This is a genomic window from Pseudomonas nicosulfuronedens (assembly GCF_005877905.1).
Taxonomy (GTDB): Bacteria; Pseudomonadota; Gammaproteobacteria; order Pseudomonadales; family Pseudomonadaceae; genus Pseudomonas; species Pseudomonas nicosulfuronedens.
This window is the reverse complement of the sequence record NZ_SWDV01000002.1, coordinates 201,494-223,653: the sequence shown is the minus strand read 5'-3', so window position 1 is coordinate 223,653 and position 22,160 is coordinate 201,494. Positions and strand designations below refer to the sequence as shown.

The 22,160-nt window shown below is 66.5% G+C and carries 21 protein-coding genes; 12 read left to right on the top strand and 9 right to left on the bottom strand.

Annotation, left to right across the window (positions count from 1 at the left end):
* Positions 1–22: 22 nt before the first annotated feature.
* The 9 genes from FAS41_RS03205 to urtA form a co-directional block, all read right to left on the bottom strand.
* Positions 23–1,054: an AAA family ATPase gene (locus tag FAS41_RS03205; RefSeq protein ID WP_138520213.1), complete on the bottom strand. Its 1,032-nt coding sequence runs from the start codon at positions 1,052–1,054 to the stop codon at positions 23–25.
* 23 nt (positions 1,055–1,077) lie between these two features.
* On the bottom strand, positions 1,078–2,121 hold the full coding sequence (locus tag FAS41_RS03200) for an aliphatic amidase (protein WP_138520212.1): 1,044 nt from the start codon (positions 2,119–2,121) through the stop codon (positions 1,078–1,080).
* A gap of 63 nt (positions 2,122–2,184) precedes the next feature.
* A complete protein-coding gene (locus FAS41_RS03195) occupies positions 2,185–2,532 on the bottom strand; it encodes an FmdB family zinc ribbon protein (RefSeq protein WP_138520211.1) in 348 nt (115 codons plus the stop codon).
* 50 nt (positions 2,533–2,582) lie between these two features.
* Complete coding sequence (gene fmdA, locus FAS41_RS03190; RefSeq protein ID WP_138520210.1) at positions 2,583–3,812, bottom strand: formamidase; 1,230 nt, start codon at positions 3,810–3,812, stop codon at positions 2,583–2,585.
* A 185-nt stretch (positions 3,813–3,997) separates the two neighbouring features.
* The gene (gene urtE, locus FAS41_RS03185; protein WP_088421330.1) at positions 3,998–4,687 is read right to left on the bottom strand and encodes an urea ABC transporter ATP-binding subunit UrtE; all 690 of its coding nucleotides are present in this window, start codon (positions 4,685–4,687) and stop codon (positions 3,998–4,000) included.
* A gap of 78 nt (positions 4,688–4,765) precedes the next feature.
* Positions 4,766–5,524 carry an urea ABC transporter ATP-binding protein UrtD gene (urtD, locus tag FAS41_RS03180; RefSeq protein WP_088421331.1) on the bottom strand — a complete coding sequence of 253 codons (759 nt, stop codon included), beginning with the start codon at positions 5,522–5,524 and terminating at the stop codon, positions 4,766–4,768.
* Positions 5,521–6,696: an urea ABC transporter permease subunit UrtC gene (urtC, locus tag FAS41_RS03175; protein WP_138520209.1), complete on the bottom strand. Its 1,176-nt coding sequence runs from the start codon at positions 6,694–6,696 to the stop codon at positions 5,521–5,523. Before urtC ends, urtD begins: the two co-directional genes overlap by 4 nt.
* A 10-nt stretch (positions 6,697–6,706) precedes the next feature.
* On the bottom strand, positions 6,707–7,624 hold the full coding sequence (urtB, locus tag FAS41_RS03170; protein WP_171049424.1) for an urea ABC transporter permease subunit UrtB: 918 nt from the start codon (positions 7,622–7,624) through the stop codon (positions 6,707–6,709).
* A 65-nt stretch (positions 7,625–7,689) separates the two neighbouring features.
* Positions 7,690–8,934, bottom strand: coding sequence for an urea ABC transporter substrate-binding protein (gene urtA / locus FAS41_RS03165; protein ID WP_138520208.1), 1,245 nt, complete (start codon positions 8,932–8,934; stop codon positions 7,690–7,692).
* Between the two features lie 297 nt (positions 8,935–9,231).
* On the opposite strand from urtA, the gene FAS41_RS03160 reads away from it, so the two are divergent.
* From FAS41_RS03160 to FAS41_RS03105, 12 genes are all read left to right on the top strand, one after another.
* Positions 9,232–12,627 (top strand): hybrid sensor histidine kinase/response regulator, encoded by a 3,396-nt coding sequence (locus tag FAS41_RS03160; RefSeq protein WP_138520330.1) that lies wholly within the window; start codon positions 9,232–9,234, stop codon positions 12,625–12,627.
* Positions 12,624–13,289, top strand: coding sequence for a response regulator transcription factor (locus FAS41_RS03155; RefSeq protein ID WP_138520207.1), 666 nt, complete (start codon positions 12,624–12,626; stop codon positions 13,287–13,289). Before FAS41_RS03160 ends, FAS41_RS03155 begins: the two co-directional genes overlap by 4 nt.
* 195 nt (positions 13,290–13,484) lie before the next feature.
* The gene (locus FAS41_RS03150; protein ID WP_138520206.1) at positions 13,485–14,114 is read left to right on the top strand and encodes an START domain-containing protein; all 630 of its coding nucleotides are present in this window, start codon (positions 13,485–13,487) and stop codon (positions 14,112–14,114) included.
* A 128-nt stretch (positions 14,115–14,242) separates the two neighbouring features.
* Positions 14,243–14,488, top strand: a complete 246-nt coding sequence (locus tag FAS41_RS03145; RefSeq protein ID WP_024764669.1) for an exodeoxyribonuclease VII small subunit — start codon at positions 14,243–14,245, stop codon at positions 14,486–14,488.
* Complete coding sequence (ispA, locus tag FAS41_RS03140; protein ID WP_138520205.1) at positions 14,485–15,372, top strand: (2E,6E)-farnesyl diphosphate synthase; 888 nt, start codon at positions 14,485–14,487, stop codon at positions 15,370–15,372. The genes FAS41_RS03145 and ispA overlap by 4 nt, the downstream gene beginning before the upstream one ends.
* 131 nt (positions 15,373–15,503) lie before the next feature.
* Positions 15,504–16,178 carry a GntR family transcriptional regulator gene (locus tag FAS41_RS03135; protein ID WP_138520204.1) on the top strand — a complete coding sequence of 225 codons (675 nt, stop codon included), beginning with the start codon at positions 15,504–15,506 and terminating at the stop codon, positions 16,176–16,178.
* 112 nt (positions 16,179–16,290) lie between these two features.
* Positions 16,291–17,235: a 4-hydroxyproline epimerase gene (locus tag FAS41_RS03130; RefSeq protein ID WP_138520203.1), complete on the top strand. Its 945-nt coding sequence runs from the start codon at positions 16,291–16,293 to the stop codon at positions 17,233–17,235.
* Positions 17,232–18,344 (top strand): NAD(P)/FAD-dependent oxidoreductase, encoded by a 1,113-nt coding sequence (locus tag FAS41_RS03125; protein WP_138520202.1) that lies wholly within the window; start codon positions 17,232–17,234, stop codon positions 18,342–18,344. The genes FAS41_RS03130 and FAS41_RS03125 overlap by 4 nt, the downstream gene beginning before the upstream one ends.
* Positions 18,337–18,573, top strand: a complete 237-nt coding sequence (locus tag FAS41_RS03120; protein ID WP_138520201.1) for a 2Fe-2S iron-sulfur cluster-binding protein — start codon at positions 18,337–18,339, stop codon at positions 18,571–18,573. The genes FAS41_RS03125 and FAS41_RS03120 overlap by 8 nt, the downstream gene beginning before the upstream one ends.
* Entirely contained in the window at positions 18,570–19,817 is a 1,248-nt protein-coding gene (locus FAS41_RS03115; protein ID WP_138520200.1) for an NAD(P)/FAD-dependent oxidoreductase, read from the top strand. Before FAS41_RS03120 ends, FAS41_RS03115 begins: the two co-directional genes overlap by 4 nt.
* A 199-nt stretch (positions 19,818–20,016) precedes the next feature.
* Positions 20,017–20,796 (top strand): AraC family transcriptional regulator, encoded by a 780-nt coding sequence (locus FAS41_RS03110; RefSeq protein ID WP_177421675.1) that lies wholly within the window; start codon positions 20,017–20,019, stop codon positions 20,794–20,796.
* Positions 20,797–21,352: 556 nt separating this feature from the next.
* Entirely contained in the window at positions 21,353–22,159 is an 807-nt protein-coding gene (locus FAS41_RS03105) for an ABC transporter substrate-binding protein (protein WP_138520199.1), read from the top strand.
* Position 22,160: the final 1 nt, after the last annotated feature.

The window sequence follows — 22,160 nt, the reverse complement described above, 5'->3', positions numbered from 1 at the left end:
TCCGGAAGTCGGCGGCGCTCGCTCAGCTCACCACATCCACTCGCAAGCCCGCGTCGTCGACACTGGCCCGCAGCCGTGTGGCCGTCGGTTGTTCCAGTAGCCGCTCAGCCAGGACCGGCTCCAGGCCCCGACGCAGGCGCCGAACCAGGTCGCGGGCACCGAAGCGCGGATCATGCCCGCTGCACAGAAGGGCCCTGGCGGCCTCATTCAACTCCAGGCTTCGCCCCCGTCTGCCCAGGCGCTGGTTGAGCTTGCCCAGTTCGATGTCCAGCAGACCTGGCAGCCAGTCGCCGTCGATACGATCGAACGCCAGGATGCGGTCGATGCGGTTGAGGAACTCCGGCTCGAAGTGTCCGTGCAAGGCGTCCTCCAGCACCTTGGGGTGATCATGGGGCAGCAGGTTGAGCCAGCGGCGCCAGCCGCGCTCGAAACGCGCACGGTACTCCCAGACGTTGCGCGCACCGATATTGCTGGTCATGAAGATCAGGCTGTTGCGGAAGTCGATGCGCCTGCTGCCAGCGCTGAGCACCAGCTGGCCACTGTCGAGGACGTTGAGCAACGTGCGGATCACCGTGCGATCGGCCTTCTCCAGTTCGTCGAACAGCACGATGCCCGGTCGCCCATAGCTTCCCGCGATAGCCTCGGCATCGAACAGCGTGGTGCCTTCCTTGCTGCCGACGTAACCGGGCGGCGCCCCGGCCAGCGAAGCGGCGTAGTGCTCCTGGGCCAGGGTGTTCATGTCGATCCGGCACAAGGCGTCCGCCCGGCCGTGGATGGCCTGGGCCAGCAGCCGCACCATCTCGGTCTTGCCGACGCCGGTAGGACCGATGAACAGGCTGACCCCCAACGGTCGCTCGGGGTCGCCGATATCGGCTTTCACCACCTTGAGCAGCGCCTCCACCTGATCGAGCGCCGCGTCCTGGCCGATGATGCGCGAACGCAGCAACGCCATCACCGCAGGCGGCTCGAAGAGAAAGCGCGAGGGCAGCAGCGCAGCCCCTTCGCGGGCGAGCTGCCCGCGGTTGTGCTCGAGCAGGTCGTTGACGAATGGCATGGACTTCTCCCTCGGGGCCGGGTTCAGCCCAGTTGCCGTTCCTTGCCCGGATGCGGCAACTCAGCCACCGGGCAATCGGCCACACCAATGGTCGAGCGGGTGAGCTGCTCGACGTTCTCCCGGGCCTTCTGCGCGTCCAGTACCCAGGTGCGGTAGAAGTCGAACGGACAGTCCGCCACCCCCTTGTCGCCGTCACCGGAGTTGTAGACCCCGGTGTAGCCGCGGTGCAGCAGCTTGAACAGGTGGTTCTGCGACTGGTCGTTGGCCCGTGCATCGCGGATCTGCGAGACCGACAGCTGGGCGTACTGAATGCCCATCTCCTCTTCCCCGCATTCGCCGAGGGTGCGGCCGTCGAAACCGATGATCGCCGAGTGGCCGAAGTAGCTGTAAACGCCATCGAAGCCGGCAGCGTTGGCCACCGCCACGTAGCAGTTGTTGGCCCAGGCCATGGTCTTGGACATCAGCACCTGCTGCTCCTTGGCCGGGTACATATAGCCCTGGCAACGCACGATCAGCTCGGCGCCCTTCATCGCACAGTCGCGCCAGATTTCCGGGTAGTTGCCGTCGTCGCAGATGATCAGGCTGATCTTCAGGCCCTTGGGGCCTTCGCTGACGTAGGTGCGGTCGCCCGGGTACCAGCCCTCGATGGGGCACCAGGGAATGCACTTGCGGTACTTCTGCACGATCTCGCCCTGGTCGTTGATCAGTACCAGGGTGTTGTAGGGCGCCTTGTGCGGGTGCTCTTCATGGCGCTCGCCGGTGAGCGAGAAGATGCCCCAGGTCTTCGCCTCGCGGCAGGCCGCGGAGAAGATCGCGGTTTCCTCGCCGGGGATGGTCGCGGCGGTCGCCATCATCTCCTCGGGGTCGTACATGATCCCCATGGTGCTGTACTCGGGGAATACCACCAGGTCCATGCCCGGCAGGCCGAGCTTCATGCCCTTGATCATCTCGGCGATCCTGCGGGCGTTGTCCAGCACCTCGGCCTTGCTGTGCAGGCGCGGCATCTTGTAGTTGACGACGGCGACGCCGACCGTATCGGGGCTGCTGGAAATATCGCCATGGCGCATCGGGTGACTCCTTGGGAAACGGGCTGACAGGCAGCGCTGCGCGCGCCCATCGGCAGAGGGGGATTAGTGGCTGATCATCCAGGGCCGGGCCGCCGGGCTGGCCTTCAGTCCATGGGGGTTGGCCTTGGTGCGCTGCACCGGCTTGCTTGGCGCGCAGCAACTGCAACCAGCGCCGTGCTTGCGGTTGGCCTTGTACTCTTCGAGGGTCTGCGGGGCATGGCGCGACCGCTCGTTGGCTTCGTTGGCGCGGCGCTGACTGCCGGGCAGGGTCGCCAGACCCGGGGCGCTGAAGATCGCCCGTGCACTCTGCGTCTCGCAGTAGGGGCAGACGCAGGGCTGGTCGCGCTCGGACATGGGCCGCAGCAGGGTGAAGTCACCGCAGTTCGGGCAGTCATATTCATAGATCGGCATGGCGTGCTCCTGGCGACGAGGCGCGACCGTGGGCGGTCGCGCCCTGGGCGTCACTTGTCGTAGGCGATGGGCATGTCGATGCTGCCGTCCAGGTAGCGGGTCGGACCGGCGGCGCTGGGGTTGATGTCGAACTCGAAGATGTCCGTCGGCAGCCAGAGGGTGGCGCAGGCGTTGGGGATGTCGACCACCCCGCTGATGTGTCCCTGCACCGGCGCCGAGCCCAGCAGCGAGTAGCCCTGGGCGCCGCTGTAGCCGAACTTCTTCAGGTACTCGATGGCATTCAGGCAGGCCTGCTTGTACGCCAGGTTGACGTCCAGGTAGTGCTGCTTGCCGTCATCGTCCACCGAGATGCCTTCGAAGATCAGGAAGTTGTTGTAGGTGGGCACGATGGGGCTGGGCTTGAAGATCGGGTTCTTGATCCCGTACTTGGCCATGCCGCCCTTGATCAGCTCGACCTTCATGTGGACCCAGCCGGCCATCTCGATGGCGCCGCAGAAGGTGATCTCGCCGTCGCCCTGGCTGAAGTGCAGGTCGCCCACCGAGAGGCCGGCGCCGTCAACGTAGACCGGGAAGAAGATCTTCGATCCGCGGGACAGGTCCTTGATGTCGCAATTGCCGCCATGTTCGCGCGGCGGCACGGTACGTGCGCCAGTGGCGGCCGCCATGTCTCGCGAGGCGCCGGTCATCTTGCCCATGTGTGCGGTGCTGGCGAACGGCGGGTTGGCCAGTGGCGGCACGCGGGTCGGGTTGGTATCGATCAGTTCCTGCTCGCGGCGGTTCCACTCGGCAAGCATCTTGTGGTCCGGCAGGCAGCCAATCAGGCCGGGGTGGATCAGGCCGGCGAAGCGCACGCCGGGAATGTGCCGGCTCCGGGTGAACATGCCCTCGAAGTCCCAGATCGACTTCTGCGCGGACGGGAAGTAGTCGGTCAGGAAGCCGCCGCCGTTCTGCTTCGAGAAGAAGCCGTTGAAGCCCCACTGCGAGTCGGCCTTGGCGCCGATGTCGAGCAGCTCGACCACCAGCAGGTCGCCGGGCTCGGCGCCTTTCACCCCGACCGGGCCGGACAGGTAGTGCACGGTGGACAGGTCGACATCGCGCACGTCGCTGGCGTCGTCGTCGTTCCTGATCGCGCCGCCGGTCCAGTCGTAGGTCTCGAGGATGAAATCGTCCCCCGGCTTGACCCAGCAGGCCATGGGAATGTCCGGGTGCCAGCGGTTGTGGACTTGCTCGTTCTCGGTGGCGGCCTGGTTGAGGTCGACCTGGATCAGGGTGTCGGTCATCGCGCGGCTCCTTGCTGTGCCGGTTGCGGGAAGGTTCCGGGCCAGTCTCGGGGCTTGTATCGGCGCTGCAAATACGTCGGATAACGTATGCCGGAAGCCAGTGGTTGCACGGTCTCCGGCCATTTCCGCCCGGCGTGCGGAAGCGGCCGCCACGCTGTTGCATGGCGGCCGCCAGGAAGCGCTGCTCAGACCGACAGGTAGCGGCTGATGGTGGCCTCGTCGACCTTGTCGCGGGTCTCCTCGACCACGAATCGACCCTTCTCGATCACCAGGAAGCGGTCGGCGATGTCGAGGGTGAAGGACAGCACCTGTTCGGAGACCACGATGGTCAGGTCGCGCATGTTGCGGATCTCCTTCAGGGTGCGGGCGATGTCCTTGATGATCGACGGCTGGATGCCTTCGGTCGGCTCGTCGAGCAGCAGCACCTTGGGGTTGGTCGCCAGCGCGCGGGCAATCGCCAGTTGCTGCTGCTGGCCGCCGGAGAGGTTACCGCCCTTGCGGCCGCGCATTTCGTGGAGCACCGGGAAGAGTGCGAAGAGATCGTCCGGCACCTGTCCCTTGGCCGAGGCCGGGAGGCCCGTCTGGATGTTCTCCAGCACCGTCATGCTGGGGAAGATCATCCGCCCCTGGGGCACGTAGGCGATGCCGCTGGCGACCCGCTGGTGGGTCTCCTGGGCGGAAACGTCGCGGCCATCGACGCTGATCGAGCCGGCCCAGGTCGGCAGAATGCCCATCAGGCTCTTGAACAGGGTGGTCTTGCCCATGCCATTACGGCCCATCACCGCGACGATCTCGCGCTTGGCCACGTCCAGGCTGAGCTCGTGGAGGATGCGGCTCTGGCCGTAGCCGGAGACCAGGTTGCTGATCTGGAACATGCGGAACTCCTTGTGCCCGAAGCCGCTTGGCGCGGGTGGGAAGCCGTGCCACCGGCGGCGGCACGGCAGGCGATGGCGTCAGTGGCCGAGGTACACCTCGATCACCTTCGGGTTGCTTTGCACCGCTTCCATGCTGCCCTCGGCCAGCACCTTGCCCTGGTGCAGCACGGTGACACGGTGGGCGATGCTCTTGACGAACTCCATGTCGTGCTCGATGACCAGCACCGAACGACCCTGGCTGATGCGCTTGAGCAGTTCGGCAGTGGCCTGGCGCTCGGCCACGCTCATGCCCGCCACCGGTTCGTCGAGCATCAGCAGCTGCGGGTCCTGCATCAGCAGCATGCCGATTTCCAGCCACTGCTTCTGCCCGTGGGACAGCAGGTCGGCCTGGCGCTGCAGGTGCTCGCCCAGGCCGATCTCGGTCGCCACCTGTTCGACCCGCTCGATCACCTCTGCAGTGCGCTTGAAGAAGAGCGCGCCGAACACCTTGCGCCCCGCCGGGTAGGACATCTCCAGGTTCTCGAACACCGTCAGGTTCTCGTAGATCGAGGGATTCTGGAATTTGCGCCCGACGCCGGCCCGGACGATGTCGTACTCGCGCATCTTCGTCAGCTCGCGCCCCTCGAACTGGATGCTGCCAGCGGTCGCGCGGGTCTTGCCGCAGATCAGATCGAGCACGGTGGTCTTGCCGGCGCCGTTGGGGCCGATCACCACCCGCACCTCGTTGCGGTCGACATACAGGTTGAGGTCGTTGACGGCCTTGAAACCGTCAAAGGAGACGGTCAGGCCCTCGATGGCCAGCACCGGCTTGGGACTTTCGAAACCCGTCGGGGTCATGGCGTGGTCTCCAGCTCAGGGGATTTGCGCTCGGCGGCGGCCGGCGCGACCGGCTGCACCGCAACGGTCATGGCTTTGGGCTTGCGCCGAGCGAAGCGCGCCAGCCACTGGCGCCCGTGGCTGTCCCAGAGCCCGGCGAGGCCGTTGGGGAAGTACATGACGACCACGATGAAGAGCCCGCCCATCAGGTACAGCCACAGCTCCGGGAAGGACTCGGAGAAGTAGGTCTTGCCGAAGTTCACCAGCAGTGCACCGTAAACCGCGCCGAGCAGCGACAGGCGCCCGCCGACGGCAGCGAAGATGACCATCTCGATGGAGGGCACGATGCCCACGAAGGACGGCGACATGAAGCCCACCTGCAGGGCGAACATGGCGCCACCGATGGCCGAGAAGGCCGCGGCGACGCAGAAGACGAAAATCTTGAAGCTGGCCACGTCGTAGCCGGAGAAACGCACCCGCTCCTCCTTGTCGCGCATGGCCACCAGCAGCCGGCCGAGCTTGGACGCCAGCACGAAGCGGGCGAGCAGAATGCAGCCCAGCAGCAGCGCGGCGTTGACGAAGTAGAGGATGACCTTGGCGCTGTCCGGGCGGATGTCCCAGCCCAGCACCGTCTTCAGGTCGGTGATGCCGTTGACCCCACCGGTCAGGCCCTGTTGGCCGATGATGAGGATCGTCAGGATGGCAGCGATGGCCTGGGTGACGATGGAGAAGTACACATCCCCCACCCGGCGCTTGAACATCGCCAGCCCGATCACGAACGCCAGCAGCGCCGGTACCGCGACCACCGCCACCAGGGTGAAGCCGAAGCTGTGGAACGGCTGCCAGAGCCAGGGCAGTTCGGTGATCTGGTTCCAGTCCATGAAGTCCGGGATACCGGGAGTGGACTGGATCCTGGTGCTCTCCGGGTCCGAGGCCTCCAGCTTGAGGAACATCGCCATGCAGTACCCGCCGAGGCCGAAGAAGATGCCCTGGCCGAGACTGAGGATGCCGCCGTAGCCCCAGCACAGCACCAGGCCGACGGCGACGAAGGCGTAGGTCAGGTACTTGCCGACCATGTTCAGGCGGAAGGTGTCCAGCGCCAGCGGGAACACCACCAGGATCAGCGCGGCCAGCAACAGCAGGCCGATGGCGCCCTGCCTGCCGCCGAGCAGGTTGTCGATTGCCTTGTTCATTGCGCGCTCCCTACTTGCGGACTTTTGCCGAGAACAGCCCCTGGGGCCGCATCATCAGGATGAGGATCACCGCCGACAGGGTCAGCACCTTGGCCATCGAACCGGAGAGGAAGAACTCCATGATCGATTGCGCCTGGGCGATGCCGAAGGCCGAGGCGATGGTGCCGAGCAGACTGGCCGCGCCGCCGAAGACCACCACCAGGAAGGTGTCGACGATGTACAGCGAGCCCGAGGTGGGGCCGATGGAGCCGATGGTGGTGAAGGCCGCGCCGGCCACGCCGGCCACGCCACAACCGAGGGCGAAGGTCATGCGGTCCACGCGCTTGGTGTTGATGCCCACCGCACGGGCCATCAGCCGGTTCTGCATGGTCGCGCGAACCTGCAGGCCCCAGCGCGAGCGATAGAGCATGAGGAACAGGGTGATGGTCAGCAGCACGGTCAGGGCCATGACGAACAGGCCGTTCTTGGGGATGTCGATACTGTTGGAGGGGCTCCAGGAGCCCATGACCCACTCCGGCATCTCGGCGCTGACCTCACGGGCGCCGAACACCGAACGAAACAGCTGCTGCAGGATCAGCGACAGCCCCCAGGTGGCCAGCAGGGTATCCAGCGGCCGCTGGTAGAGGCGGCTGATCATCGCCCACTCCACCACCCAGCCAATGGCGCCGGCGACGAAGAAGGCGAGAATGATCGCGAAGAAAAAGTAGTACGGCTGCAAGGCCGGGAAGTAGTGCAGGGTCAGCGAAGACATCACGTAGGTGGTATAGGCCCCCACGGCGAGGAACTCGCCATGGGCCATGTTGATCACCCCCATCTGCCCGAAGATGATCGCCAGCCCCAGTGCCATCAGCAGCAGCACGCAGAACACCGACAGGCCGTTGAAGCCCTGCATCACGGCGATCGCGCCGAACTCGGATAACCATTCCATGAGGGTCTCCCGCAAAGGTGATGGGGCCGCCACGCCAGCGGCGGGCGGCCCCGGTCAGGCAAGGCTTACTGGTAGCCCTTGGGGAAGGGGTTAGGTTCGATCAGGTCGGCAGACTCGTGGACCACCTTGAAGGTGCCATCCGGCTGGACCTGCCCGATGCGCGAGCGGCTCCACAGGTGATGGTTGTCGTGGACCTTCACGTAGCCTTCCGGGGCGGTCTTGAGCTCCAGGCCCGGCGAGGCCGCGACCACCTTGTCGACGTCGAAGCTGCCGGCCTTCTCCACCGCCATCTTCCACAGCAAGGGGCCGAGGTAGGCGGCCTGGGTCACGTCGCCGATCACCGCGTCCTTGCCGTACTTGGCCTTGAACGCCTCGACGAACTTCTTGTTGTTGTCGTTATCCAGGGTCTGGAAGTACTTCATCGAGGAGTAGAAGCCGGCCATGTTCTCGCCGCCGATGCCGAGCATTTCATCCTCGGTCACCGAGAGGGTCATCAGGGTCTGCTTGGACGAGTTGATGCCGGCAGCCTTGAGCTGTTTGTAGAAGGCCACGTTCGAGCCACCGACCACCGCGGCGAAGACCACATCGGGCTTCTTCAGCTTGATCTTGTTGGTCAGCGAACCGAACTGGGTACCACCCAGCGGGTAGTACTCCTCGCCCACCACCTCGCCATGCAGCACGTTCTCGATGTGCTTGCGCGCGATCTTCATCGAGGTGCGCGGCCAGATGTAGTCCGAGCCCACCAGGTAGAAGGTCTTGGCACCCTTCTCCTTGGCCAGCCAGTCCAGCGCCGAGAGGATCTGCTGGGTGGCCTCCTGGCCGGTGTAGAAGACGTTCTTCGACTGCTCCAGGCCCTCGTAGAAAGTCGGGTAGTAGAGCAGGCCGTTGTCCTTCTCGAAGATCGGCAACACCGCCTTGCGCGAGGCAGAGGTCCAGCAGCCGAACACCGCGGCGACCTTGTCCGCCTCCAGCAGCTTCTTGGCCTTCTCGGCGAAGGTCGGCCAATCGGAGGCGCCGTCTTCCTGGATGATCTTGATCTGCCGGCCGAGCACACCGCCCTCGGCGTTGATCTGCTCGATGGCCAGGCGCTCGGCCTGGATCGCGCCGGTCTCGGAGATCGCCATGGTGCCGGTCGCCGAGTGCAGTTGGCCGACGGTCACTTCCTTGTCGGTCACCGCCAGGCCGGTGGTGTTGGCGGCATCCGCCATCCCCCCCTGGCTGAACACGCTGGCCGCCAGCAGGGACAATGCCGCGGCCCCCAGCGCCAGGCGCCGGGGAAGGCTGGGTTTCACAGCCGATGGTCTGTGCATCTTCTCGCTCCTCTAGGTGATGTACCGGTCGCCCCTTGTGGCCGGGGCTGCGGGGGTTCGCTGCGGAGAAAGGATGCGTCGCGGGCCGGGCGGCAGAACATACGCAGGATGACGTAACGGCATACGTCATCTGACGTACAGCTCGCGGCAACGGACTGGGGCATGCTCTGCCCATCACGCGCCCGCGCGGAGCAAGGTTGACGGGGTAGCGCGCTTCGAGGTGTCTGGCCCGGCCCCCGTGTGGGGGCACGGAACTTGCCTGATGCCCTTTTCCGCCACACCGCCAGGAGCGCCACCGTGCAGCACACCGGGACGCAACGCATCGCCAAGATCCGCCGCGACTACAACAGCTGGGTCGCCGACGAGACACTGGAGGACTACGCCCTGCGCTACACGCCCAGGTCGTTCCGCAAGTGGTCGGAGTTCCGTATCGCCAATACCGCGCTGGGCGCCGTCTCCTTCCTGGCGCTGGAAGCCATCGGCGGCGCCCTGGCGATCAGCTACGGCTTCACCAACACCCTCTGGGCGGTGCTGGCGGTGAGCCTGGTGATCTTCCTCACCGGCCTGCCGATCAGCTACTACGCAGCGCGCTATGGCGTGGACATGGACCTGCTGACCCGCGGCGCTGGCTTCGGCTACATCGGCTCGACCATCACTTCGCTGATCTACGCCAGCTTCACCTTCCTGTTCTTCGCCCTGGAGGCGGCGATCATGGCGCTGGCCCTGGAGCTGTACTTCCGCATCCCGCTGGCGCTGGCCTACGTGATCTGCTCGATCATCGTCATCCCGCTGGTCACTTACGGCATCACCCTGATCAACCGCCTGCAGATGTGGACCCAGCCGATCTGGCTGATCCTGCTGGTGCTGCCCTACGTCTTCGTCGTCGCCAAGAACCCCGGCGCGCTGGCTGACTGGACCACCTTCGCCGGCCGCGAGGGCGAGGCCGGGGCTTTCAACCTGCTATCCTTCGGGGCCGCCTGCACCGTGGGCCTGGCCCTGGTGACCCAGGTCGGCGAGCAGGTCGACTATCTGCGTTTCCTGCCGGAAAAGACCGCCCGCAATAGCCGCCGCTGGTGGGCAGCGCTGCTGATGGCCGGCCCCGGATGGATCATCCCCGGCGCGCTGAAAATGCTCGCCGGCGCCTTCCTCGCATTCCTCGCCCTGCAGCACGAGATCCCCATGGAACGCGCCGCCGAACCGACCCAGATGTACCTGGTTGCTTTCGGCTACGTGTTCGCCTCCCCCGCCTGGGCCATGGGCGCCATGGTGCTGTTTGTCATCGTCAGCCAGGTGAAGATCAACCTGACCAACGCCTACGCCGGCTCCCTCGCCTGGTCGAACTTCTTTGCCCGCGTCACCCACAGCCACCCCGGACGCGTGGTGTGGCTGGTGTTCAACGTGATGATCGCGCTGATGCTGATGGAGCTGGGCGTATTCGAAGCCATCGAGGAAGTCCTCGGGCTCTATGCCAACATCGCCATCGCCTGGATAGGCGCCGTGGTCGCGGACCTGGTGATCAACAAACCCCTGGGCCTGTCGCCCAAACACATCGAGTTCAAGCGCGCCCACCTGTACGACATCAACCCGGTGGGCGTCGGCGCCATGCTGCTCGCCTCACTGCTCTCCGGCCTGGCCCACGCGGGGCTGTTCGGCGCACTGGCACAGGCCGCTTCACCGGTGGTGTCCCTGGGCTCCGCGCTGGTCTGCGCACCGCTGCTGGCGTGGCTCACCGGCGGCCGCTACTACATCGCCCGCACCAGTGTGCTCAAGCTGGAGCACCCGCAGCAGACTCACCTGGATTGCGTGCTCTGTGCCAATGCCTTCGAGCGCGAGGACATCGCCTTCTGCCCCGCCTACGGCGCGCCCATCTGCTCGTTGTGCTGTTCACTGGACGCCCGTTGTGGCGACCTGTGCAAACCCAAGGCGCGCCTCGCGGCGCAGTTCGACGCCCTGCTGCGCTGGCTGCTGCCCAACACCTCGGTGCCGCACTTGCACACCCGCCTGGCGCACTACCTGGGCGTCCTCATCGTCATGGTCGGCCTGATGTTCTGCGCCCTGGCGCTGATCTACAGCCAGGTCTCCCAGGGCCTCCAGGGTGACGAGCGCCACCTGCTGTACCAGGGTTTCTTCAAGGCCTTCATGGTCCTCACCCTGTTCGCCGCGGCGCTGGCCTGGTGGGTGGTGCTGACCCGCGAAAGCCGTCACGTGGCACTGGAGGAGTCGAACCGGCAGACCGCCCTGCTGATGCAGGAAATCCAGGCCCACCGCAAGACCGACGAAGCCCTGCAGAAGGCCAAGGAAGCCTCGGAAGCCGCCAACGCCGCGAAGAGTCGCTACGTCACCGGGCTGTCCCACGAGTTGCGCACGCCGCTCAACAGCATTCTCGGCTACACCCAGATACTGCAGCGCGACCCGGCCAGCAGCAGTCGCCAACAGGAGGCCCTGGCGACCATCTACCGCAGCGGCTCGCACCTGCTGTCGCTGATCGACGGCCTGCTCGACGTGGCCAAGATCGAGGCCGGCAAGCTCAACCTGGAACCCACGGAAATCCCCTTCCCGGAGTTCCTCGAGCAGTTGCAGCAGATGTTCGCTCCCCAGGCCGGGGAGAAAGGCCTGAGCTTCCGCTTCGAATCCCAGGGGCGTATCCCGGCGGTGGTGCGCGGCGACGAGAAGCGCATCCGCCAGATCCTCATCAACCTGCTCGGCAACGCGGTGCGCTACACCGACCGCGGCGGCGTCACCCTGCGGGTGACCTATGCCCGCGAGACCGCTGCCTTCGAAGTCATCGACAGCGGTATCGGTATCCCCGAGGAGCAGCTGGAGCGCCTGTTCCAGCCTTTCGAGCGCGGCGACCCGTTGCGCCAGGACAGCGGCCTGGGCCTGGGCCTGACCATCACCCGCATGCTGGTCGCGCTGATGGGCGGCGCCCTGGACGTCAGCAGCAGGCCGGGCCAGGGCACCAGCTTCGTGGTCCGCCTGTTCCTCTCGGAAGTCCGCGTGCCGCAGGCGCTGGTCCACGTCGACCACAATATCGTCGGCTACCAGGGTCCACGGCGCCGGGTGCTGCTGGTGGACGACCACATCGAGCACCGCCGCGTGCTCGCCGGCATGCTCGAACCGCTGGGGTTCGACCTGGCCGAGGCCGGCAACGGCCAGGAAGCCATCCGCCAGGTGGCGCTGCTGCAGCCGGACCTGATCCTCATGGACCTGTCCATGCCGCTGCTCGACGGCCTGGAGGCCAGCACCCTGATTCGCCGCAACGGCCTTTCCACAGCCCCCATCATCGTCATCTCCGCCAACGCCTTCGCCGACGACCGAGAACGCAGCGTTGCCGCCGCCTGTGACGACTACCTGGCCAAGCCGGTGCACGTTCCCCGACTGCTGGAGAAGATCAGGCAACAGCTGGACCTGGAATGGCTGGAGCGCCATGACGAGCCTCCCGCCCCGCCGCCCGCCCGGCTGCAGGCACCGAGCGCGGCCAGCCTCGCCGAACTCCACGAGCTGGGCGCGCTGGGCTACGTGAAAGGCATCCTCGAGCGCCTGGACCGCATCGAGGTCGAGGAGCCGGCGAGCGCTGCCTACGTGGATACGCTGCGCAAGCTGGTCAAGCGCTTCCAGCTCAATGAGTTCAACCGTCGCCTCAAGGACACCCAGCAGCCAGCCGACCTGCCCCTGGAAGGAGAAAAACCATGAACGCCGCCCTGCAACCCGCCTCGACCGGCGTCGTGCTGATCGTCGACGACACCCCGGACAACCTGGCCCTGCTCTCCGACGCCCTGGACGCCGCCGGTTACATGGTGCTGGTCGCCATGGACGGCGCCAGCGCCCTGGAGCGCATGCAACGCCGCCGTCCGGACGTGGTCCTGCTGGATGCGGTGATGCCTGGCCTGGACGGTTTCGAGACCTGCCGGCGGATCAAGGCCCAGGCCGAGATCGCCGACATCCCGGTCCTGTTCATGACCGCCCTGACCGACAGCGAACACGTCGTCGAAGCCTTCTCCGCCGGCGGCATCGACTATGTCACCAAGCCCCTGAAGACCGACGAAGTGCTCGCCCGCGTGGCCGCGCACCTGAGGACCGCCCGTGAGCTCCAGGCCGCCAGGAGAACCCCCGCCAGCCGCCCGCAACTCACCGGCGAGCAGAACCTCAAGGCCCTCAGCAACCGCTATCAGCTGACCAGTCGGGAAGTCGAAGTCCTCCACTGGGTGACCTGCGGCAAGACCAACCGGGATATCGGCGACATCCTCGGCATGTCACCCAGAACGGTGAACAAGCACCTGGAACACGTCTACGTGAAACTGGGCGTGGAGACCCGCTCCGCTGCCGCCGTGCTGGCTATCGGCGCCTGCCGGTGAGAGGGGCCGGCTCCTCCGGGGCATCAGCACGTGCTCAAGCGGCCGCTGCCCGCCCCCTTTCAGGCTCCCGTGTCAGGGCATGGCTGACTGGCGGCTCCATCCCCGCCAAGCGTCCCGCCAGACCGCTCGCCGGCCAATGCGCCGCTGTCACGGGCCAGGCATAAGATCGGACTATTCCTCCGCCGGACCGTCGCCATGAAATGCTCGTCGCTCCTCCTGCTCGCCTTGGTGCTTACAACGCCTGCGCTTGCCCACGCGCAAGCGGCGGACTGGAAGCTCGCCAAGGACGAGGACGGCGTGCGCGTCTACCTCAGCGAAGTGCCCGGCTCACGCTACAAGAGCTTCCGGGGTGTCACCCTGGTGAAGGCCGATGTCGCCACCCTCGGCCACCTGCAGGAGAATCTGCGCGTCTCCTGCGCCTGGCTCTATGCCTGCGCGCAGATGCGCCTGCTCAAGTACAGCGACGAAGCCATCTGGGTCTACCTCGATACCAAACTCCCCTGGCCCGCCGCCCCGCGCGACCTGGTGCTGAAGGTGAGCACCGAGGAAACTCCCGACGGCGGCATGATCCGCCACCTGCAGGCCGCTCCGGACTACGTCCCACCGGTCAAGGATCGCATCCGCGTACCCAGCGTCTCCGGCACCTGGCAGATGGTCCCCAAGGGCCCGAGGCTCACCGAAGTCACCTACGAGATGCGCGGCGAGCCGGGTGGCAGCGTACCGTCCTGGCTGGCGAACCAGTTCGTGGTGGACGCTCCCTTCGAGTCGCTGCGCATGCTGAAAGTGGTGGCGGAGCACCAGGGCGTCCGCGACGGCGGCTACTAGGGCAACCGGCCGGAAGGCGCCGACTGCGGCGCTTGCCCGGACACCCGTCAGATGACCGAAGATTTGCCCGCAAAGCCCGTCTCTGCTAGTGTCGCGAGGTTTCCGAATACCCCCGCCGAGATGTCCGCATGGCCCGCAAGAAAGCTTCCCTCGACTTCGAACAGTCCCTCGCCGAGCTGCAAACGCTGGTGGAGCGTCTGGAAAGCGGCGAGCTGTCGCTGGAGGACTCGCTGGGTGCCTTCGAGCAGGGTATCCGCCTGACCCGTGACTGCCAGGCGGCGCTGACCCAGGCGGAGCAGAAGGTGCAGATCCTGCTGGAACGCGACGGCGAGCTGAGCGAAGCGCCCTTCGACCCGGAAGGCGAAGACGCATGATCTCGGCCTACCAGGCGCGCTGCCAGGCGCGTGTCGATGCTGCGCTGGAAAAACTCTTCGTCGCCCCCCGTGAAGAACTCACCCGTATCTACGCTGCCATGCGCTACAGCGTGGTCAACGGTGGCAAGCGCGTGCGCCCGCTGCTGGCCTACGCGGCCTGCGAAGCCCTCGGTGGTGAAGTGGAGCGTGCCGATGGCGCAGCCTGCGCGGTGGAGCTGATCCACGCCTATTCCCTGGTGCACGACGACCTGCCCGCCATGGACGACGACGATCTGCGTCGCGGCCAGCCGACCACCCACATCGCCTACGACGAAGCCTGCGCGATTCTCGCCGGTGACGGCCTGCAGGCGCTGGCATTCGAGGTGATCGGTAACGCACAACTCAATCCGCAGGATGCCCAGACCCGTCTGGACATGCTGATGATCCTCACCCGTGCCGCCGGTTCTGCCGGGATGGTCGGCGGGCAGGCGATCGATCTGGAATCCGTGGGCCGCAAGATCGACCAGGCCGCGCTGGAAACCATGCACCGACACAAGACCGGCGCGCTGATCGAAGCCAGCGTTCAGCTGGGTGCCCTGGCCAGCGGTCGCGCCAACGCCGATGCGCTGGAAGCGCTGCGCCGTTATGCCGAGGCCGTGGGCCTGGCGTTCCAGGTGCAGGACGACATCCTCGACGTGGAAAGCGACACCGCCACCCTGGGCAAGACCCAGGGCAAGGACCAGGCCCACGACAAGCCGACCTACCCCGCCCTGCTCGGCCTCGATGAAGCCAAGGCCTACGCCGTGGCCCTGCGCGACCACGCGCTGGCTGCGCTGGAGGGTTTCAGCGATAACGCCGAGCCGCTTCGCGCCCTCGCCCGCTACATCGTCGAACGCCGCAACTGATCCCCCGGCACGCGCATTGCGTGTGCAAATCCCGTGAATCACCCATTGCGATGAGCGCTGGCCGGTGCTTCACTGCACAACAGGGATTTCGTATACCATATCCGACACTAGCCACCTGACCGGACTGCATCGTGCCGCTACGCAACGCCCCCAACCTGGGTATCGTCCCCTCCGCCTCGGAGACCATCGCCAAGCACCTGCGCGAGGCGATCATTTCCGGCCAGATGGCGGAACACGAGCCGATCCGCCAGGACGACATCGCGCAGATCTTCAACGTCAGCAAGATCCCGGTGCGCGAGGCGCTCAAGCGCCTGGAGGCCGAGGGCCTGGTGGAGTTCCAGCGCAACAAGGGCGCGCTGGTGACGAAGATTTCCGAGCCTGAGCTGGCGCAGATGTTCGAGGTGCGCGTGGTCCTGGAAGTCCAGGCGCTGCGCCTGGCAATCCCGAACATGAGCGACGCAACCTTCGCCCGCGCCGAGAGCATCTGTGCCGAGTTCGTCGGCGAGGACGACATCGGCCGCTGGGCTGAGCTGAACTGGGAACTGCACGCCTGCCTCTACGAACCGGCGCAGCGGCCGTACCTGGTCGGGCTGATCCGCTCGATCCACGACAAGGTAGAACGCTACCTGCGCCTGCAGATGAGCATGTCCGACGGCAAGGAACGCGCCGACCACGAGCACCACGACATCCTCGACGCCTGCCGCGCCGGCGATGCCGACCGTGCCGCGCGCCTGCTGGAGGAACACATCAACGGCGTCTGCCGCACGCTCTACGAGCACCTGCCGAACCGGCCCACGCCGAGCTGAGCAAAACCATCCGCTGTGCCGATTTCATCATCGGCCCGGCGGAAAACCCTCAAGCTCCAATCCCCGCCCCGCGCCACCCTAGGGTCAACAACAAGACACCCCAGGGGGCAGCATGAAACGCATCCAGGTTCTCGATTCCCACACCGGCGGCGAACCCACGCGCCTGGTGCTCGATGGCTTTCCCGATCTGGGCAGGGGCAGCATGGCCGAACGCCGCGCGCTACTGGCCGAGCAGCACGACAGCTGGCGCGCCGCGACCGTGCTGGAGCCACGCGGCAGCGACGTGCTGGTCGGCGCGCTGCTCTGCGAGCCGGTGGACCCGAGCGCCTGTGCCGGCGTGATCTTCTTCAACAACACCGGCTACCTGGGCATGTGCGGCCACGGCACCATCGGCCTGGTGGTCTCGCTGGCGCACCTGGGCCGCATCGGCCCGGGAACGCACAAGATCGAGACGCCGGTGGGCACCGTCGAAGCAACCCTGCACGACGACCGCTCGGTGAGCGTGCGCAACGTCCCCTCCTATCGCTACCGCAAACAGGTGCCTGTCGACGTGCCCGGCCAGGGCCGGGTGCACGGCGACATCGCCTGGGGCGGCAACTGGTTCTTCCTGATTTCCGATCACGGCCTGCGCGTCGCTGGTGACAACCTGGACGAGCTGACCGCCTATACCGTCGCCGTGCAGAAGGCGCTGGAGGACCAGGGCATCCGTGGCGAGGACGGCGGACTGATCGACCACATCGAACTGTTCGCCGACGATCCCGACGCAGACAGCCGCAACTACGTGCTCTGCCCCGGCAAGGCCTACGACCGTTCGCCCTGCGGCACCGGCACCAGCGCCAAGCTGGCGTGCCTGGCCGCCGACGGCAAGCTCGCCTCCGGCGACAGCTGGCGCCAGGCCAGCGTGATCGGCAGCCAGTTCGAGGGCCGCTTCGAGTGGATCGGCGAGCCGGCCGAAGGGCGCATCATCCCGACCATTCGTGGCCGTGCCAACATCAGCGCCGAAGCCACCCTGCTGCTGGAAGAGGACGATCCCTTCGCCTGGGGCATCCGCCCGTGAGCGATGCCGACATCATCGTCATCGGCGCCGGCATCGTCGGCGCCGCCTGCGCCAATGCCCTCGCCCGACGAGGGCTGGACGTGCTGGTTCTGGATGCGCGCCTGCCCGGCGCCACTGCCGTCGGCATGGGCCACCTGCTGGTGCTCGACGACAACGCCGCCGAACTGGCGCTGAGCGACTACTCGTTGAAGCGTTGGCGCGAGTGGGGGCGCGACATGCCCGCCGAGTGTGCTTACCGCAGCAACGGCACGATGTGGCTGGCGGCCAACGACGAAGAAATGGCCGAAGCCGAGCGCAAGTTCGCGGTGCTGCGTGCCCACGGTGTGGCCGCCAGGCTGCTGAACAGCGCCGAGCTGCTGCGCGAAGAACCCGAGCTGCGCAGTGACCTGCACGGCGGGCTGGAGATCACCGGCGATGGCATTCTCTACGCGCCGCGCGCCGCCGCCTGGCTGCTGGAATCGGCACCGAAACCGATCCGCCAGCATCAGGCGAAAGTGGTGGAAATCGATGAACCCCGCGTGCGCCTCGACGACGGCCAGTGGCTGAGCGCCAAGGCTATCGTCCTGGCCAACGGCATCCAGGCCACGCAGCTCTGCGCCGACCTGCCCATCGAACCGAAGAAGGGTCACCTGCTGATCACCGACCGTTACCCCGGCAAGGTGCGCCGCACCCTGGTCGAGCTCGGCTACGTGACCAGCGCGCACAACGCCAGCGGCCCCTCGGTGGCCTGCAACATCCAGCCACGCCCGACCGGGCAGCTGTTCATTGGCGCCTCGCGGCAGTTCGGCACCACCGACCCGCAGGTGGAAGGCTGGATGCTGGCGAAGATGCTGCGCCGCGCCGTGGACTACATGCCCGGCCTGGCCAACCTCAACGTCATCCGCAGCTGGGCGGGCTTCCGCGCGGCCAGCCCGGACGGCATGCCGCTGGTGGGGGAACACCCGCAGCGCCCCGGCCTGTGGTTGGCGGTCGGCCATGAAGGTCTGGGCGTGACCACCGCCCCCGGAACCGCCGACCTGCTCGCCGCGCAGCTGTGCGACGAGCCACTGCCGCTGCCGGCCGAACCCTATTCCCCACGCCGCTTCCTCGGAGCCACCGCCCATGCCTGAGCTGATCCTCGATGGCCTTCCGCTGCGCGTCGCCGCTGGCACCACGGTCGCCGCCGCGCTCGCCCTGGGTGGCGACGGCACCTCGCGCACCTCGGTCAGCGGCCAGCGCCGCGCACCGCTGTGCGGCATGGGTGTCTGCCAGGAATGCCGGGTGACCATCGACGGCCAGCGCCGCCTGGCCTGCCAGACCCTGTGCCGCGACGGCATGCAGGTGGAGACGCATCCATGAGCGAAACGGCCGATATCGTCATCATCGGTGCCGGGCCGGCGGGCCTGTCCGCCGCTCTCGCCGCCGCCCCCAGCGGCGCGAGCATCGTCATCCTCGACGACAACCCGCTGCCTGGCGGGCAGATCTGGCGCGATGGCCCCAATGCCCACCTGCCCCGCGCTGCCATCGAGCTGCGCGAACGTGTCGAAGCCTGCGCCAACGTCCAGATTCACAACGGCACGCGCGTGGTGGCCTTGGCCGGCGAGCGCGGTCTGTTGCTGGAAGACTTCGAATGCGGCTGGCGGCTGGACTACCGCAAACTGATTCTCTGCACCGGTGCCCGCGAGCTGTTGCTGCCGTTCCCCGGCTGGACGCTGCCCGGCGTCACCGGTGCAGGCGGCCTGCAGGCGCTGGTCAAAGGCGGCATGCCGGTGGATGGGCAGCACGTGGTGATCGCCGGCAGCGGCCCACTCCTGCTCGCGAGCGCCGCCACTGCCCGAGCCAACGGCGCAACGATCCTGCGCATTGCCGAGCAGGCATCCTGGCCGGCGCTCGCGCGTTTCGCCCTGAAGTTGCCGCGCTGGCCGAACAAGCTGTTGCAGTCGTTCGGCCTGTACGACCCGGCCTACCGTGCCGACAGCCATGTAGTTGCCGCGCTGGGGACCGATCACCTGGAAGGCGTACGAATCAACCAGGGTGGCAAACTGAAGGAAATCGCCTGCGACCGGCTGGCTTGCGGCTTCGGTCTGATTCCCAACGTGCAGCTCGGCCAGGCACTGGGTTGCACGCTGGACGACAGTGCGATCCGCGTCGACGCCTGGCAGGCAAGCAGCCGCGACGGTATCTATGCCGCGGGCGAATGCACCGGTTTCGGCGGCTCGGAGAAAGCGCTGGTGGAGGGTCGCATCGCCGGCCACGCCGCCGTGGGGGAACACGACCGCGCCCGCGAACTCTGGTCGCAGCGCCAACGCTGGCAGGGCTTCGCCGTCGCACTGAAGCGCGACTTCGCCCTCGACCCGCGCCTGAACCAGCTGGCGCAACCGGACACCCTGGTCTGCCGCTGCGAAGACGTGCCCTACTCGGCGCTGGCCGGCAAACCGGACTGGACTGCCGCCAAGCTCGCCAGCCGCTGCGGCATGGGTGCCTGCCAGGGCCGCGTTTGTGGCGCGGCGGCCAAGCAATTGTTCGGCTGGCAACCGCCAACGCCGCGACCGCCCTACAGTCCGGCGCGGGTGGAAACCCTGCTGCAGCTCGCCGAAGACTGAAAACACAGGCCACGGATGGCGGATAACGCTTACGGCGTTATCCGCCCTGCGTCTGCCTCACACATCGCACCGTAGGGCGCATAAAGCGGCACGCTTTATCCGCCACCATTGCCCCGCTGACTGATTCGCCAGAGGCGTTGCGCGCCCTACGAGTTGACAGCGCCCCGCCACCTCGCCACTTTGCACGCTACCTTCCGCCATGTTCCGACAGCCGACCCGCTTGCCGATGCACGACCTGATCCCCCAGGGCGCCCGCGACCTGGACAGCCTGCTGCAGACCCTCGCGCAGATTTCCCCGCTGCTCGATGCCATGCCCGGCGTGGTGTTCTTCATCAAGGACACCGCGGCGCGCTACGTATTGGTCAACCAGACCCTGGCGCGGCGCTGCGGCGTGAAGGATGCCTGCGAGTTGCTCGGACGCACGGCCGAGGAGGTCTTCCCCTCGCGCTTCGGGCCGATCTACACCGAGCAGGACCGCCGCGTGCTGGAGACCGGCGGGCAGCTCAGCGACCAATTGGAGCTGCACCTCTACCCAGGCCGCCAGCCGGGCTGGTGCCTGACCCACAAGCTGGCATTGCGTGATGCGGAAGGTAACGTCATCGGCATGGCGGGCATTTCCAGCGACCTGCAGGCGGCACAGTCCACGCATCCGGCGTACCAGCGCCTGGCGACGGTGGATGCCTACATCCGCGAGCACTTCGACAAGCCGATCAATCTCGCCGAACTGACCGAGCTGGCCGGGTTGTCCGTCGCCCAGCTGGAACGCCACTGCAAGCGCATCTTCCAGCTCACCCCACGGCAGATGATCCACAAGGCGCGCCTGGGCGCGGCCACCCGCCTGCTCGGTGAAGACCTGCCGATCACCGAGATCGCCCTGCGCTGCGGCTACACCGACCACAGCGCCTTCAGCCGGCAGTTCCGCGCGCTCACCGGGCTGTCACCGACGCAGTACCGCGAGTCGCAATCCGCGCCCAACTGACAAGCCCCTGCACGCGAACGCTGGCATGAGCCGGGCACATCCGCCTCTCCTGCCAGATCCCCTCTCCCTAACCCTCTCCCTGAAGGGAGAGGGGACTAGATCGGAGCAGGTTGATGCCTCGGTGTCAGTCGGCACGGACAGCTCCCTCTCCCTTCGGAGCGGGGCGCGCAGCCAGGGCGGGGGAGAGGGAAATCCCAGGCACAGGCTTTCAGGGGAAATCAGCCACACACGGCGTTTTCCGCCATTAGCCGAGGCACGAATACGTAACCGACGGATAAAGCGTGCCGCTTTTTGCGCCCTACGGGTCTCCACCATCCCCGCCAAGTGCTCCCATTCGGGGCAGCGAAACGCGTTCCTGCTTCATTTGGTAACAGCGTTCGGAACATGGCTACAGGCAGTTCGGAACGCCCTGTAGTCCCCATCCCCACAACAGCGGGGCTCGCGACCGATTGGTCATGTCCGGGCCATTTCTGGCACATGCCTTGCTCATGAAAATATCGTATACGAAATCCATAATACAAAAATCGCTGCACAACACTGACTCAGAGAGGCCCCCATGAAATTCTCCCGAATTGCGCTAGCCCTCACCGCTGTGTTCCTCGTCGGCCAGGCCCAGGCCGACAAGCTCGACGACATCATCGAATCCGGCAAGCTGCGCTGCGCCGTGACCCTGGACTTCCCGCCCATGGGCTCGCGCGATGCGCAGAACAACCCGGTCGGTTTCGACGTGGATTACTGCAACGACCTGGCGAAAGTGCTGGGTGTTACCGCCGAAGTCGTCGAGACGCCCTTCCCGGATCGTATTCCCGCGCTGGTCTCCGGCCGCGCCGACGTAATCGTCGCCTCCACCTCCGACACCCTGGAGCGTGCCAAGACGGTGGCCATGACCATCCCCTACTTCGCCTTCCAGATGGTGGTGCTGACCCGCGAGGACACTGGCATCACCAAGTACGAGGACATCAAGGACCGTCCGGTGGGCAACACCAGCGGTACCTATGAAGCCATCGCGCTGGAGAAGGACGTGAAGAAATGGGGCGGCAAGGGCAGCTTCCGCGCCTACCAGAGCCAGAACGACACCATCCTCGCCGTCGCCCAGGGCCACATCGACGCCACCGTGGTCACCAACACCGTCGCCGCTTCCACCCTCAAGTCCGGCAAGTACAAGGGCCTGAAGGTCGTGGGTAACGCGCCCTACGTGATCGACTACGTGTCGCTGGCCGCCGCGCGCAACGAGTACGGCCTGATCCATTACCTCAACCTCTTCGTCAACCAGCAGGTCCGCACCGGCCGCTACGCCGAGCTGTACGAGAAGTGGGTGGGCGGCACCCCGGTCGATCTCACCGTTCCCCACGTGTACTACTGAC

Coding starts and splice junctions, on each gene's coding strand:
- FAS41_RS03205 (WP_138520213.1), bottom strand. CDS start 1,054: ATGCCATTCGTCAACGACCTGCTCGAGCACAACCGCGGGCAGCTCGCC.
- FAS41_RS03200 (WP_138520212.1), bottom strand. CDS start 2,121: ATGCGCCATGGCGATATTTCCAGCAGCCCCGATACGGTCGGCGTCGCC.
- FAS41_RS03195 (WP_138520211.1), bottom strand. CDS start 2,532: ATGCCGATCTATGAATATGACTGCCCGAACTGCGGTGACTTCACCCTG.
- fmdA (WP_138520210.1), bottom strand. CDS start 3,812: ATGACCGACACCCTGATCCAGGTCGACCTCAACCAGGCCGCCACCGAG.
- urtE (WP_088421330.1), bottom strand. CDS start 4,687: ATGTTCCAGATCAGCAACCTGGTCTCCGGCTACGGCCAGAGCCGCATC.
- urtD (WP_088421331.1), bottom strand. CDS start 5,524: ATGACCCCGACGGGTTTCGAAAGTCCCAAGCCGGTGCTGGCCATCGAG.
- urtC (WP_138520209.1), bottom strand. CDS start 6,696: ATGAACAAGGCAATCGACAACCTGCTCGGCGGCAGGCAGGGCGCCATC.
- urtB (WP_171049424.1), bottom strand. CDS start 7,624: ATGGAATGGTTATCCGAGTTCGGCGCGATCGCCGTGATGCAGGGCTTC.
- urtA (WP_138520208.1), bottom strand. CDS start 8,934: ATGCACAGACCATCGGCTGTGAAACCCAGCCTTCCCCGGCGCCTGGCG.
- FAS41_RS03155 (WP_138520207.1), top strand. CDS start 12,624: ATGAACGCCGCCCTGCAACCCGCCTCGACCGGCGTCGTGCTGATCGTC.
- FAS41_RS03150 (WP_138520206.1), top strand. CDS start 13,485: ATGAAATGCTCGTCGCTCCTCCTGCTCGCCTTGGTGCTTACAACGCCT.
- FAS41_RS03145 (WP_024764669.1), top strand. CDS start 14,243: ATGGCCCGCAAGAAAGCTTCCCTCGACTTCGAACAGTCCCTCGCCGAG.
- ispA (WP_138520205.1), top strand. CDS start 14,485: ATGATCTCGGCCTACCAGGCGCGCTGCCAGGCGCGTGTCGATGCTGCG.
- FAS41_RS03130 (WP_138520203.1), top strand. CDS start 16,291: ATGAAACGCATCCAGGTTCTCGATTCCCACACCGGCGGCGAACCCACG.
- FAS41_RS03120 (WP_138520201.1), top strand. CDS start 18,337: ATGCCTGAGCTGATCCTCGATGGCCTTCCGCTGCGCGTCGCCGCTGGC.
- FAS41_RS03115 (WP_138520200.1), top strand. CDS start 18,570: ATGAGCGAAACGGCCGATATCGTCATCATCGGTGCCGGGCCGGCGGGC.
- FAS41_RS03110 (WP_177421675.1), top strand. CDS start 20,017: ATGTTCCGACAGCCGACCCGCTTGCCGATGCACGACCTGATCCCCCAG.
- FAS41_RS03105 (WP_138520199.1), top strand. CDS start 21,353: ATGAAATTCTCCCGAATTGCGCTAGCCCTCACCGCTGTGTTCCTCGTC.